At 71.9% G+C, this 14,227-nt stretch carries 8 protein-coding genes; all 8 read left to right on the forward strand.

The window, feature by feature from the left end; translation table 11 throughout:
* Nucleotides 1–163: 163 nt before the first annotated feature.
* The 8 genes from scy (at nt 164) to QQM67_RS27110 (ending at nt 14,134) form a co-directional block, all read left to right on the forward strand.
* Nucleotides 164–3,517: a polarized growth protein Scy gene (gene scy, locus QQM67_RS27075; RefSeq protein WP_314177378.1), complete on the forward strand. Its 3,354-nt coding sequence runs from the start codon at nt 164–166 to the stop codon at nt 3,515–3,517.
* Between the two features lie 123 nt (nt 3,518–3,640).
* Entirely contained in the window at nt 3,641–4,600 is a 960-nt protein-coding gene (locus QQM67_RS27080) for a coiled-coil domain-containing protein (RefSeq protein ID WP_314177380.1), read from the forward strand.
* A 247-nt stretch (nt 4,601–4,847) separates the two neighbouring features.
* Nucleotides 4,848–6,014 (forward strand): ABC transporter ATP-binding protein, encoded by a 1,167-nt coding sequence (locus QQM67_RS27085; RefSeq protein ID WP_314177382.1) that lies wholly within the window; start codon nt 4,848–4,850, stop codon nt 6,012–6,014.
* A gap of 2 nt (nt 6,015–6,016) precedes the next feature.
* Entirely contained in the window at nt 6,017–6,787 is a 771-nt protein-coding gene (locus tag QQM67_RS27090; RefSeq protein ID WP_314177384.1) for an ABC transporter permease subunit, read from the forward strand.
* A 254-nt stretch (nt 6,788–7,041) separates the two neighbouring features.
* On the forward strand, nt 7,042–8,373 hold the full coding sequence (locus QQM67_RS27095; RefSeq protein WP_314177386.1) for an ABC transporter ATP-binding protein: 1,332 nt from the start codon (nt 7,042–7,044) through the stop codon (nt 8,371–8,373).
* Entirely contained in the window at nt 8,370–9,500 is a 1,131-nt protein-coding gene (locus tag QQM67_RS27100; protein ID WP_314177388.1) for an ABC transporter permease, read from the forward strand. The genes QQM67_RS27095 and QQM67_RS27100 overlap by 4 nt, the downstream gene beginning before the upstream one ends.
* A 237-nt stretch (nt 9,501–9,737) precedes the next feature.
* Entirely contained in the window at nt 9,738–13,007 is a 3,270-nt protein-coding gene (gene fdh, locus QQM67_RS27105; RefSeq protein WP_314177390.1) for a formate dehydrogenase, read from the forward strand.
* Nucleotides 13,004–14,134 carry a 4Fe-4S dicluster domain-containing protein gene (locus QQM67_RS27110; RefSeq protein WP_314177393.1) on the forward strand — a complete coding sequence of 377 codons (1,131 nt, stop codon included), beginning with the start codon at nt 13,004–13,006 and terminating at the stop codon, nt 14,132–14,134. Before fdh ends, QQM67_RS27110 begins: the two co-directional genes overlap by 4 nt.
* Nucleotides 14,135–14,227 lie beyond the last annotated feature (93 nt).

The following is a 14,227-nucleotide window of genomic DNA, read 5'->3' on the forward strand; positions in this document are numbered from 1 at the left end:
CTGCTTCTCGGCCCGGTAGAGTGGCCACTCGGCCGGGGCGGGCCTCCGCACCATCCCGAGGAGGGTCCGGGCTGGGGGTCCGGCCCGGAGTTCTGCCGAGGATCTGACACCATCACCGGGGGTCAGTTCACCACCACGACCAGGGGACGGATGGGACCGCGCAGTGCGGGGCTACGACCGCTACGAGGCTGACGACCAGCTCTCGCAGTTCGAGGCCGAGATGGAGCGGCTGAAGAAGGACCGTGAGAAGGCCGTCGACCACGCCGACGACCTCGGCTATCAGGTCGAAGTGCTGCGCGCCAAGCTGCACGAGGCGCGCCGCGCCCTCGCCACGCGCCCGGCCAGTTACGACAACCTGTCCCAGCAGGCAGAGTCCCTGCTGCGCAACGCCCAGCTCCAGGCCGACCAGATGCGGGCCGACGCCGAGCGCGAGCTGCGCGACGCCCGCATGGAGACGCAGCGGCTCCTCCAGGAGCGGGCCGAGCAGCAGTCGCGGCTGGAGTCGGAGCTGCACGCCGAGGCCGTCCGCCGACGCCAGCAGCTCGACCAGGAGCTCTCGGAGCGCCGCTCCACCGTCGAGTCCCACGTCAACGAGAACGTCGCCTGGGCCGAGCAGCTGCGCGCCCGTACGGAACAGCAGGCGCAGCGCCTCATGGAGGAGACGCGCGCCGAGTCCGAGCGCTCCCTCCAGCAGGCGCGCGAAGAAGCCGAGCGGCACGCCGACGACACCCGCAACAGGATCAACGCCGAGGCCGAGAAGGCCCGTTCGGAGGCCGACGCGATCCTGCGCCGGGCCCGCGCCGAGGCGGAGCGGATGCTCAACTCCGCTTCCACGCAGGCGCAGGAGGCCACCGAGCACGCGGAGCAGCTGCGCACCTCCTCCACTTCCGAGTCCGAGTCCTCGCGGCGCGAGGCCGCCGACCTGGTACGCAGGGCCGGCGAGCGGATGCAGGAGGCCGAGGCCGCGCTGCGCGAGGCCCGCAGCGAGGCCGAGCAGAAGCTGGCGAAGGCCACCGAGGCCGCCGAGAAGCTGCTCGCCGACGCCGAGTCGGACAACGAACAGCGGCTGCGCACCGCCAAGAACGAAGTGGCCCGCATGGTCGGCGAGGCCACCAAGGAGTCCGACGCCATCAAGGCGGAGGCCCAGCAGCTGCGCGAGGAGGCGAAGGCCGAGGCCGAGCAGCTGATCGAGGAGGCCAAGGCCGAGGCGCGCTCCCGCTCCGCCGAGGAGTCCGCGAACCAGCTCGCCGAGGCGGCCCGTACTGCCGAGGACGCGCTCGACAAGGCCTCCGCGGAGGCCAGGGCCACCACGCGCAAGGCCGGCGAGGAGGCCGAGCGCATCCGCCGCGAGGCCGAGGAGGAGGCCGAGCGTCTCCGTGCCGAGGCCCAGCAGCTGGTCGAGGAGCTCGAAGGCGCCGCCAAGGACGACACGAAGGAGTACCGCGAGAAGGCCGTCGAGTTCCAGGAGGAGGCCCGGCGGCTGCGCGGAGAGGCCGAGCACCTGCGCGCGGAGGCGGTCGAGGAGGGCGAGCGCATCCGGAGCGAGGCGCGCCGCGACGCCGTCCAGCAGATCGAGGAGGCGGCCACCCGCGCCGAGGAGCTCCTCGTCAAGGCGAACGCGGACGCCGAGGACACCCGCACCGAGGCCGCCACCGAGAGCGAGCGCGTACGGACCGAGGCCATCGAGCGCGCCACGACGCTGCGCCGGCAGGCCGAGGAGACGCTGGAGCGCGCCAACTCCGAGGCCGAGGAGCTGCGTTCGACCGCCGAGCAGCAGGCGGGCCAGACGCGCGCGGACGCCGACGAGGCCGGCAGGCGCATCCGCGAGGAGGCCGAGCAGGCCGCGAAGGACCGCAAGGCGGAGGCCGCCGCCGAGCTGGAGCGGCTGCACAACGACGCCCAGGCGAAGCTCTCGGAGGCCGAGCGCGAACTCCGCGAGGCGCACAGCGAGTCGGAGCGGCTGCGCGAGGAGGCCCGCAGCGAGACCGAGCGGCTGCGCGCCGAGTCCGCGGAGCGGCTGCGGACCCTCCAGCAGCAGGCCGAGGAGGAGGCCGAAAGGCTCCGCAGCGAGGCGCACTCGGACGCCTCCCAGGCCCGCGCCGAGGGCGAGGCCCTCGCCGTGCAGCTGCGCAGCGACGCGGCGTCGGAGGCGGAGCGGCTGCGCAACGAGGCCCAGGACACCGCGGACCGGATCAGGTCGGAGGCCAACGCCGCGGCCGAGCGTACGAACGCGGAGGCCGCCGAGGCGCTCGAAGCCGCCCGCGAGGAGGCCGACCGGCGGCGCCGCGAGGCGGAGGAGCTGCTCTCCGGCGCCCGCGAGGAGGCGCACCGGGAGCGTACGGACGCACGCCGGCAGAGCGACGAGCTCCTGGCCACCGCCCGTCAGCGGGTCGAGGACGCGCAGAGCGAGGCGGCCCGGCTCGTGGAGGAGGCGGAGCGCCGCGCGGCCGACATGGTCAGCGCCGCGGAGGAGACCGCCCAGCAGGTGCGCGACTCGGTGACCGGGCTCCACGAGCGCGCCGAGGAGGAGATCGCGCGCCGGAGGTCCGCTGCCGAGAAGGCGGCGGCGGAGCTGCGCCAGGAGGCCCAGGAGGAGTCCGAGGCCGCCAAGTCCATGGCGGAGACGACGGTTTCGGAGGCGCTGGACGAGGCGGAGCGCACTCGTGCGGAGTCCGAGCGCATCCTCGACGAGGCCCGCGAGGAGGCCGCACGCCGGCGCAACGACGCCGCCGAGCAGGCCGACCGGCTGCTCGCGGAGGCCCGCGAGGAGGCCCGCCGCACCCAGACCGCCGCCGAGGAGCAGGCCGACAGCATGGTGGGCGCGGCCCGCCGGGAGTCGGACCGGCTGGTGACCGAGGCCCGCGAGGACAGCCGGCAGGTGGTGGAGAAGGCCCGCAACGACTCCAACACCATGCTGGAGGAGGCCCGCAGCGACGCCGCCGCCATCAGGGAGCGCACGCAGGAGCAACGCGTGCGCGTGGAGCGGGAGATCGAGAAGCTGCACGAGCGGGCGCGCAGGGAGTCCTCCGAGGCCATGCAGGCCGCCGGAGAGCGCTGCGACAAGCTCGTGAAGGCGGCGCAGGAGCAGCTGCGTGACGCCGAGGAGAAAGCCGCACGTCTCGTGCGGGAGGCCGACAACGAGGCGGGCAACGTCCGCGTCTCGGCGGTCAAGAAGGCCGAAGGCCTGCTCAAGGACGCAGAGCAGCGCAAGGTCGAACTCGTGCGTGAGGCCGAGCAGATCCGTGACGAGGCCAGGGCCGAGGCGGAGGCGACCGTCGAGGCCGGGCAGCGCGAACTGGAGGTGCTGGAGCGCCGCCAGGAGGACATCAACGCCGAGATCTCACGCGTGCAGGATGTACTGGAAGCACTGGAATCCTTCGAGACTCCCGGGTCCGGGAGCGGCGCCGAGAGCGGAGGCGGTAAGAAGGGCGGCACCGACACCGGGTCAACCAATGGCGTGACTGCGGGAGTTGGTGCAGGTACGACTCGGTCCGCTGGCAAGGAGTCCGGAAGTTAGCCACTCGAACGAGCGCACATTCTCCAGATCAAACCCGCAATGGCTCGATGACACGCCGTCTTGGCCCCTAGGATTCCCCTATCACTCCCCGTCTGATAACCCGTCTGACTCGACAGGAACCCCATGAGCGACACTTCCTCCCCCTTCGGCTTCGAGCTCGTGCGGCGTGGCTACGACCGCGGGCAGGTGGACGACCGCATCACGAAGCTCGTCGCCGACCGTGACAGCGCACTGTCCCGCATCACCTCGCTGGAAAAGCGGATCGAGGAGCTTCACCTCGAGACGCAGAATGCCCAGGCCCAGGTCAACGACGCCGAGCCGTCCTACGCGGGGCTCGGCGCGCGGGTCGAGAAGATCCTCCGCCTCGCCGAGGAGGAGGCCAAGGACCTGCGCGACGAGGCCCGCCGGGCCGCGGAGCAGCACCGCGAGCTCGCGGAGGGCGCCGCGCAGCAGGTGCGTAACGACGCGGAGGCGTTCGCCGCCGAGCGCAAGGCCAAGGCCGAGGACGAGGGCGCGAGCATCGTCGAGAAGGCCAAGGAAGAGGCCACCGTCCTGCGCACGGAGGCGGAGAAGGACGCCCAGTCCAAGCGCGAGGAGGCGGACTCCCTCTTCGAGGACACCCGTGCCAAGGCCGCCCAGGCCGCCGCGGACTTCGAGACGAACCTCGCCAAGCGCCGCGAGCAGTCCGAGCGTGACCTCGCCTCCCGTCAGGCGAAGGCGGAGAAGCGCCTCGCGGAGATCGAGCACCGCGCGGAGCAGCTGCGGCTGGAGGCCGAGAAGCTGCGCACGGACGCGGAGCGCCGCGCCCGTCAGACGGTGGAGACGGCTCAGCGCCAGGCCGAGGACATCGTGGCCGACGCCAACGCCAAGGCGGACCGCGTCCGCAGCGAGTCGGAGCGCGAGCTGGCGGCCCTCACCAACCGCCGCGACAGCATCAACGCGCAGCTGACGAACGTGCGCGAGATGCTGGCGACCCTCACGGGTGCCGCGGTCGCCGCCGCGGGCCAGGGCGGCGAGGAAGGGGAGGCCGTGGCCGACGAGGAGTCGGCGGCGCGCAGCGTCCCCGCACAGCAGTCCCGCTGACGCGCCGGCGCCGGAGAGGCGCCGCGCACCTCAGCGCGTACGGTACGGGCCCGGCACACCTGGTGCCGGGCCCGTCGTGTGTCCGGGAGCGGCGCTGGACGGGGCGCAGGCGCGGGCCGTACCGGCGGATCAGGTGTGTCCGAAACGCGTGGACTCATCGGGAACCGGGCGCGGTGCCTTGCGCACACATGTGAGTCACGACGCACATCCACTGGCATCGGGGCGTGCGCCCGCATAGCGTCGGTCCATGATTGAGCTCCGCGGCCTGACCAAGCGATACGGGGACAAGACCGCCGTCGACCATCTCACCTTCAGCGTGCGGCCCGGCATCGTCACCGGCTTCCTCGGCCCCAACGGAGCGGGCAAGTCAACGACGATGCGGATGATGCTCGGCCTGGACAGTCCCACCAGCGGGGACGTACGCATCGACGGCAAGCGCTACGACCAGCTCCGCGACCCCCTCAACCACATCGGGGCGCTGCTGGAGGCCAAGGCGGTGCACGGTGGACGCAGCGCCTACAACCACCTGCTGTGCATGGCGCAGTCCAACAACATCCCGAAGAAGCGGATCAACACGGTGCTGGACCTGGTGGGGCTCAGCGACGTCGCGAAGAAGCGGCCGAAGGGCTTCTCACTCGGCATGGGCCAGCGGCTGGGCATCGCCGCCGCGCTGCTCGGCGACCCCAAGATCCTCATGTTCGACGAGCCGGTCAACGGCCTCGACCCCGAGGGCATCCACTGGATCCGCAACCTGATGAAGCACCTGGCCTCCGAGGGCCGCACCGTCTTCGTCTCGTCCCATCTCATGAGCGAGATGGCGCTGACCGCGGAACATCTGGTGGTCATCGGGCGCGGCAAGCTGCTCGCGGATACGTCGATGGCGGACTTCATCGCAGAGAACTCCCGGACGTACGTACGTGTGCGCACGCCGCAGCCAGACCGGATGCGGGACGTGCTGGGCAGCGTCGGCGTCATGCCGGTCTTCGAGAAGGACGGCTCGATGCAGGTCGAGGGCATCGAGCCCGCCCGCATCGGCGAACTCGCGGCCTGGTACCAGGTCGTGCTGCACGAACTGAGTCCGCAGAAGGCCTCGTTGGAGGAGGCGTTCATGCGGCTGACGGCGGAGTCCGTCGAGTACCACGCGCACGATCAGGCGGCGCAGCCGCCGGGACAGCCGGGGCGGCAGCCGGGGCGACCACCGGGACAGCCGCAGGCTCAGCAGGGCCAGCAGGGTCGCCCGGGCCAGCCGTCCCAGCCGGGACAACCGGGGCAACCGGGGCAACCCGGACGCCCGGCCGGACAGCAACAGGGACAACCGGGACCGCAGGCCGGACAGCAACCGGGTTGGCAGCCCGGGCAACAACAGGGACCGCCGCCGGACCAGGCGGCCAACCCCCAGCGGAGGAGGCGGTAGACATGCCACACACCACGCGCGTTCTCCACTCGGAGTGGACCAAGATCCGCTCGGTGCGCTCCACCCTGTGGACGCTGGCCACGGCTCTCGTCGTGACGGTCGGACTCTCCGCCCTCATCTGCGCCTTCACCGCCTCGCAGTTCGACAAGCTGGGCAAGCAGCAGCAGCTCACCTTCGACGCCACCCAGACGAGTTTCTCGGGCTCCGGCCTCGGGCAGCTGGCGATGATCGCGTTCGGCGTGCTGGTGGTCTCCAGCGAGTACAGCACGGGCATGGTCCGCAGCTCGCTGGCCGCCGTTCCGCAGCGCACCGTCTTCCTCGCGTCCAAGATCCTCGTGGCCGGAACGCTCGTGCTGGTGGTCGGCATGGCCACCAGCTTCCTCGCCTTCTTCGTCGGGCAGGCGCTGCTGGGCGACCACAGCGTCTCCATCCAGGACGAGGGCGTGCTGCGCGCCGTGGTGGGCGGCGGTGTCTACATGACGCTCATCGCGCTCTTCTCGATGGGGCTGAGCTTCGTACTCCGCAGTCCGCTGCTGGCGTTCGCGATCCTGATGCCCTTCTTCTTCCTCATCTCGAACATCCTCGGCACGGTCAGCGCCACGAAGAAGTACGCGCAGTATCTGCCGGACCAGGCGGGCAAGACGATCACCGCCGTGGTCCCGGAGTCGCTGAACCGCCCGTACGGGCCGTACGAGGGTCTCGCGATCATGGGCGCCTGGACGCTGGCGGCGCTGATCGCGGGCTGGATCGTCCTCAAGCGCCGCGACGCGTAGCCCTCGCCGGGCGGGCAGCAGGCCGGCAAACACCCGCCCGGCACAGTGCAGTTGCGGGCGACCACCGGCCGACGAACCCCTGCGTGCCACGCACGCTGGGACGTTCACGCCTGGCGTCCACGTCACGCCCGCCCGCGAAACGGGGCCCGTGGGCCGTTGTAGCAGCCAATGGATGGAACCGAACCCGGGGCTTGTAGCCTCCTAGGCCATGTCCGGGGGCGTGCCAGCCCCGAACTTCGTCCAGGGACAAACGGATGATAGAGGCGTACGGCCTGACAAAGCGCTACGGCGCCAAGACGGCCGTCTACAACCTGTCCTTCCAGGTGCGGCCGGGGACGGTCACCGGCTTTCTGGGGCCCAACGGCTCCGGCAAGTCCACGACGATGCGGATGATCCTGGGCCTGGACACTCCGACGGCGGGTCAGGTCACCATCGGCGGGCACGCGTTCCGCAACCTGCCCAACGCGCCGCGCCAGGTCGGAGCGCTGCTGGACGCCAAGGCGGTGCACGGCGGGCGCTCCGCGCGGAATCATCTGCTGTCCCTCGCGCAGCTGTCGGGCATCCCGGCCCGCCGCGTGGACGAGGTGCTGGGAGTCGTCGGGCTCCAGCAGGTGGCCAAGAAGCGCTCGCAGGGCTTCTCTCTCGGCATGGGCCAGCGGCTCGGAATCGCCGCGGCGCTGCTCGGCGACCCGCAGGTGCTGCTCTTCGACGAGCCGGTCAACGGCCTGGACCCGGAGGGCATTCTCTGGGTCCGCAACCTGATGAAGCAGCTGGCGAGCGAGGGCCGGACCGTCTTCGTCTCGTCCCATCTCATGAGCGAGATGGCGCTGACGGCCGAGCACTTGATCGTCATCGGGCGCGGCCAGCTGATGGCGGACACCTCGGTGAAGGAGTTCATCGCGCAGAACTCCGTCGGCTTCGCGCGCGTACGTACGCCGGACGGCGACCCCGGACAGCAGGAGAAGCTGACGTCCGCCGTGCACGAGGCCGGGGGCCAGGTGCAGCCGGAGGACGACGGGGCGCTGCGCATCAGCGGACTGCCGCTTCCGCAGATCAGCGAGTTGGCACACAACGCGGACGTACGGCTGTGGGAGCTGTCGCCGCATCAGGCGTCCCTGGAGGAGGCCTACATGCGGCTCACGCAGGGCGCGGTGGACTACCGCTCCACGGGGGACCAGCGCGCGGGCCTCCAACACCAGCAGCAGCCCCAGCAGTTGGCGGCGGCGCAGCTCGGAGTGCCGATGGGGCCGGGCGCACCGGCGGGACCCGGCATGCCGGGCGCGATGCCTCCGCAGGGCGCGCCGGGCGGCGGCTGGGGGCCTCCGCCGGGTGCGGCGCCTCCGATGCAGCAGGGCAACCCGTACGGCGGCGCGCCGGGTTACGGGCCGCTTCCGGGGGCGGACGGCGGTGCGCCGGACCCGTACGCGCACGTGGCCGCTCAGCAGCCGCAAGCGGGCCCACAGCCGCAGGCAGGTCCACAGCCGCAGGCCACTCCGCCGCCGGTGCCCGCGCCGCCCTCGGCGCCGGCCGGCCCCGCAGCCCCCTCCGACGCTTCCCGGCACGACAGCGAGGACGACCGCCGATGACCACGCCGAACCAGCCGCCCCAGCAACAGCACCAGCCCCAGCAGCAACCCCCGCACCAGGCGCCGCCGCACCAGGCCCCGCAGCCCGGACAACAGCCGTACCAGGGCCGGGAGTTCCAGCCGCCGCCCGGCCCCGCGCAGCAAGCGGGCGGCCAGGCCGCAGCCGCCACGGCGACCGCGACGGCCCCGCCGCCGCACGGAGTCCCGGGAGCCCCGCACGGGGCCCACCAGGGCGGCACCCAGGCGGGCCCCGTGCCGGGCGCTCCCGCGCCGGGCGGCGGCTACGCCTCGCCCATCCCCGTCACCCGCACCCACCTCGGCCACGCGATCGTCTCGGAGTGGACGAAGATCCGCTCGGTCCGCTCGACGGTGTGGACGCTCGGCGTCATGTTCGTCCTCGTCGTCGGCATCGGGTTCCTCACCGCACTCGGTCTCAGCGGCACCGACTTCGTCGGGATGCCCCTGCTCGCACCGGGGCTCTTCGGGCTCATGCTCGGGCAGATCTGCATCATCACGCTGGGCGTGCTCGTCGTCACCTCCGAGTACGGCACCGGCATGATCCGCACCACGATGACCGCGTGCCCCAAGCGCGGCCGCGTGCTGGTCGCGAAGTCGTTGATCTTCTTCGGGCTCGCGTTCGTCATGACGACGGTGGCCTGCTCGGTCACCGCTCTCATCAACTCCGTGATGCTCAGCGGCCAGAAGGTCCCCGCCTTCGCCGCGAAGGCGGAGTCCCTCAAGGACTCCGTCGAGAACGGCGAGGTCGTCGCGAGCAGCAGCCAGTGGCTCGGCGCCACGGTCGGCGCCGGACTGTACGTCGCGCTGCTGGGCCTGCTGGCGCTGGCTGTCGGCGCCCTGCTGCGGCACTCGGCCGGGGCCATCACGACGATGCTCGGGCTGGTGCTCCTGCCGCTCGTGCTGGCCCTGTTCATGGTGGGCGAGACGCTGTCGAAGGTGCGCGAGGTGCTCATGGAGTACTCGCCCCTCAACGGCCTCGCGTCGCTCTACCGCATCCCCATGTCGGAGGATCAGAGCGCGACGGGATGGCCGCTGCTGGGCATCCTCGCGATCGCGACGGCGGTCACGCTGACCCTCGCGTACGCGATGCTCAACCGCCGCGACGTGTGACGCCGCCGGCGGCGCCGGCGCACCGTGCCTCCGCGCACCGCGCCGGTGCCGCCCGGTTGCGCCCGAGCCGCCGATCCCGCCGTCGCGCCGCACGTCCGCATCCCCGCGTACGTACGCGCATCGCACACCCACCCGCCGCTCCCCCGGACCCGTCTGCCGGACCGTCACGCGTAAAGACGGCGCAGAGGGGCACTGGTCCCGCGCTATCGCATGGACGCGCGTGGACGGAGGACGGCGATGGGTGTGCGCACCTGGCTCACGAGCTGGCCCGTGTACCGGCAGCTCACCGGGGACGACCCGCTGGGGCGCGGGGCCGCCGCGTCCTCCGCGTACACGCGCGGGCTGCGGCCGCGCACCGAGGACGCGGACGAGGTCGTGAAGTCGGTCTGCCCGTACTGCGCCGTGGGCTGCGGGCAGAACGTCTACGTCAAGGACGGCGAGGTCGTCCAGATCGAGGGCGACCCCGACTCCCCCGTCAGCCGCGGCCGCCTCTGCCCCAAGGGCGCGGCGACGCTCCAGCTCACCACCGGCGACGCCCGCCGCCACGAGGTCCTCTACAGGCGCCCGTACGGCCGGGACTGGGAGCGGCTGGACCTGGAGACCGCCATGGACATGGTGGCGGAACGGGTGATCCGTACGCGCCGGGAGACCTGGCAGTGGGAGCACGAAGGACTGCGCGTCAACCGCACCCTCGGCATCGCGACGCTGGGCGGAGCGGCCCTCGACAACGAAGAGAACTACCTGATCAAGAAGCTCTTCACCGCTCTGGGCGTCGTGCAGGTCGAGAACCAGGCCCGGGTCTGCCACAGTTCGACGGTCGCCGGGCTCGGCACGTCCTTCGGGCGCGGCGGCGCCACCACCTTCCTCCAGGACTTGCAGAACTCCGACTGCATCGTCATCGAGGGCTCCAACTTCGCCGAGGCGCACCCCGTCGGCTTCCAGTGGGTGATGGAGGCCAAGGCGCGCGGCGCCAAGGTCATCCACGTCGATCCGCGCTTCACGCGTACGAGCGCCCTGGCCGATCTGTACGTGCCCATCCGCGCCGGAACCGACATCGCGTTCCTCGGCGGCATCGTCAACCACGTGCTCAGCACCGGCTCCGACTTCCGCGAGTACGTGCTGGAGTACACCAACGCCGCGACCATCGTCGGCGACGGGTTCCAGGACACCGAGGACCTCGACGGCCTCTTCTCCGGCCTCAACCCCGAGACCCGCCGCTACGACATGCAGACCTGGCAGTACGAGGGCGGCGGCACCGTGCAGGCCGCCTCCGGTGAGCGTGACGCGCTGTACGACGCGCGTGTCCAGGGCGCCGGGCCACCGGCGGGCTACGGGACGGCCGAGACCTACGGCTCCGGAGGGCCGGCGCTGGCGGGCGAGTCCGAGTCGCGGCAGGACCGCACGCTCCAGGATCCGCGCTGCGTCTACCAGATCCTCAAGCGCCACTTCTCGCGCTACACCCCGGAGATGGTGGAGGAGACCTGCGGCATCCCCCGGGAGACGTTCCTGGAGGTGTGCCGCGCGCTCGTGGAGAACTCCGGTCCCGACCGCACCAGCGAGTTCTGCTACGCGGTCGGCTGGACGCAGCACACCGTCGGCGCCCAGTACATCCGTACGGCCTGCATCCTCCAGCTGCTGCTGGGCAACATCGGCCGTCCCGGCGGCGGCATCCAGGCCCTGCGCGGCCACGCCAGCATCCAGGGCTCCAGCGACATCCCCACCCTCTTCAATCTGCTGCCCGGCTACATCCCGATGCCGCACGCGCACGAGGACGAGGACCTGGAGAAGTTCGTCGAGGCGGTGCGGTCGGACAAGGGCTTCTGGGGCAACATGCGCTCCTACGTCGTCAGCCTGATGAAGGCGTACTGGGGCGATGCGGCCACGGCCGCCAACGACTACTGCTTCGGCCACCTGCCCCGGCTCACCGGCTCGCACAGCACGTACGACACCGTGCTCAACCAGCTCGACGGCGTGTGCAAGGGCTACTTCCTCATGGGCGAGAACCCCGCCGTCGGCTCGGCCAACTCCCGCATGCAGCGCCTGGGAATGGCCGCCCTCGAATGGCAGGTCGTCCGCGACTTCTCGCTCGTCGAGTCGGCCACGTGGTGGAAGGACGGCCCCGAGATCGAGAGCGGGGAGCTGCGCACCGAGGACATCGGCACCGAGGTCTTCTTCTTCCCCGCCGCCTCCCACACGGAGAAGTCGGGGTCGTTCACCAACACGAACCGGTACGTGCAGTGGCACCACGCGGCCAGGGAGCCCGACGGCGAGGCCCGCAGCGACCTGTGGTTCGTCTACCACCTCGGCAGGCGCATCCGGGAACGTCTCAAGGGCTCCACCGACTCGATGGACCGTCCGCTGCTCGACCTCGCCTGGGACTACCCGGCCGACGGCCCGCTGAACGAGCCGAGGGCCGAGGCGGTGCTCGCCGAGATCAACGGCCATGACGCGGACGGCCGTCCCCTCTCCCGCTACCAGCAGCTGAAGGACGACGGCTCGACCTCCTGCGGCTGCTGGATCTACTGCGGCGTCTACGCGGACGGCGTCAACCAGGCGGCCCGCAGGAAGCCCCACACCGAACAGGACTGGATCGCCGCCGAGTGGGCGTGGGCCTGGCCCGCCAACCGCCGCATCCTCTACAACCGCGCCTCGGCCGACCCGGACGGCGCCCCGTGGAGCGACCGCAAGGCGCTGGTGTGGTGGGACGAGAAGGAGCGCCGCTGGACCGGGCACGACACCCCGGACTTCGTCGCGGACCGGCCGCCCTCCTTCCGCCCCGAGCCGGACGCGACGGGCCCCGACGCGCTCAGCGGCGTCGATCCGTTCATCATGCAGGCCGACGGGAAGGGCTGGCTCTACGCACCGGCCGGGCTCCTCGACGGTCCGCTCCCCACGCACTACGAGCCGCAGGACTCGCCTGTCGCCAACCCCCTCTACGGGCAGCAGCGCAGCCCGGTGCGGCAGATCTTCCGCGACGAGCACAACCGCTACCACCCCAGCGGTACGGAGGCGGGCTCGGACATCTACCCGTACGTGGTGACGACGTACCGGCTCACCGAGCACTTCACCGCGGGCGGCATGACGCGCTGGTCTCCCTATCTGGCGGAGTTGCAGCCGGAGTTCTTCTGCGAGGTCTCACCCCAACTGGCCGCGGAGCGGGGCCTGGAGCACGCGGGCTGGGCGACGATCGTCACCGCACGCGGAGCGATCGAGGCGCGGGTGCTGGTCACGGAGCGGATGTCTCCGCTGCGTGCGGGCGGCCGCACCGTCCACCAGATCGGGCTGCCGTACCACTGGGGCCGCAACGGCTACTCGACGGGCGACTCCGCGAACGAGCTGACCTCCATCGCGCTCGACCCGAACGTGCACATCCAGGAGGTCAAGGCGCTGACCGCGGACATCCGCCCAGGCCGCCGGCCCCGCGGCCCGGATCTGCTGCGGCTGCTGGAGGAGTACCGCGAGCGCGGCGGCGTCGGCGAAGAGACGGGAATGGAGGTACGAGGATGAAGGGCTCCAGCGGACCCGGCTCCCTCATCGGCCGCAATCTGCTCGCCGGCCCCGAGGAGGACGTGGCCGGCGACGCCGGACACGGCGCTCCCGGGGCGCCTGGCCAACACCCGCCCCGCATGGGCTTCTTCACCGACACCTCGGTCTGCATCGGGTGCAAGGCGTGCGAGGTGGCGTGCAAGGAGTGGAACGCCATCCCGGAGGACGGCCTCGACCTCACCGGGATGAGCTACGACAACTCCCAGGGCCTGGGCGCCTCGACGTGGCGGCACGTGGCCTTCATCGAGCAGAGCAAGCCCATGGGCCGGGCGCATGCGGACGTCGGCCACGGCGCCGTCGACGTCCTCGCGCTCGCCGCACAGGGCTCGGGCACGGACCCCGGGGACGCCGCGATCACGCCGACGACTCCGGGCCCGGGTGCCGGGGACCAGACGATGGGTGCGGGCACCGCGGACGTTGCCGGCGCTGCGGCCTGGACCGGCACGCCGGAGGGCGACCGTGACAACGACGGCGACCGCGAAGGCCGCGGCGAGTTCCGCTGGCTGATGTCCTCCGACGTCTGCAAGCACTGCACGCATGCCGCCTGCCTGGACGTGTGCCCCACCGGGTCGCTCTTCCGCACCGAGTTCGGCACCGTCGTCGTGCAGGAGGACATCTGCAACGGCTGCGGCTACTGCGTACCGGCCTGCCCGTACGGCGTCATCGAGCAACGCCCGCACGACGGGCGGGCGTTCAAGTGCACGATGTGCTACGACCGGCTCGGCGCGGGCCAGGAACCGGCGTGCGCGAAGGCGTGCCCCACGGAGTCCATCCAGTTCGGGCCGCTGGACGAGTTGCGAGTGCGGGCGCAGGAGCGCGTCGACCAGCTGCGCGAGGCCGGGGTGAGCGACGCGCGCCTGTACGGACACGACCCCCAGGACGGCGTCGGCGGCGACGGCGCCTTCTTCCTGCTGCTCGACGAGCCCGAGGTGTACGGACTGCCTCCGGACCCGGTCGTCACCACGCGCGACCTGCCCGGCATGTGGGGGCACGCCGGAGCGGCGGCGCTCACGCTGCTCGGCGGGCTCGCGGCGATCTTCGCGGCGCACGGCCGCGGCAGCGCGCCGGTGAGGAGGTTCGGGCGATGAGCGGCGGAACGGGAAGCGGCATGGGCGGCGGAACGGGCGGCGCCCGCGGTGACGGTCACAAGAACGGCCACAAGGACGGGCACAAGGACGGGC

Source organism: Streptomyces winkii, from assembly GCF_032248595.1.
Taxonomy (GTDB): domain Bacteria; phylum Actinomycetota; class Actinomycetes; order Streptomycetales; family Streptomycetaceae; genus Streptomyces; species Streptomyces winkii.

Bases quoted from the DNA above. Each gene is read 5' to 3' on its own strand.
- QQM67_RS27080 (WP_314177380.1), top strand. From the start codon at position 3,641: ATGAGCGACACTTCCTCCCCCTTCGGCTTCGAGCTCGTGCGGCGTGGC.
- QQM67_RS27085 (WP_314177382.1), top strand. From the start codon at position 4,848: ATGATTGAGCTCCGCGGCCTGACCAAGCGATACGGGGACAAGACCGCC.
- QQM67_RS27090 (WP_314177384.1), top strand. From the start codon at position 6,017: ATGCCACACACCACGCGCGTTCTCCACTCGGAGTGGACCAAGATCCGC.
- QQM67_RS27095 (WP_314177386.1), top strand. From the start codon at position 7,042: ATGATAGAGGCGTACGGCCTGACAAAGCGCTACGGCGCCAAGACGGCC.
- QQM67_RS27100 (WP_314177388.1), top strand. From the start codon at position 8,370: ATGACCACGCCGAACCAGCCGCCCCAGCAACAGCACCAGCCCCAGCAG.
- fdh (WP_314177390.1), top strand. From the start codon at position 9,738: ATGGGTGTGCGCACCTGGCTCACGAGCTGGCCCGTGTACCGGCAGCTC.
- QQM67_RS27110 (WP_314177393.1), top strand. From the start codon at position 13,004: ATGAAGGGCTCCAGCGGACCCGGCTCCCTCATCGGCCGCAATCTGCTC.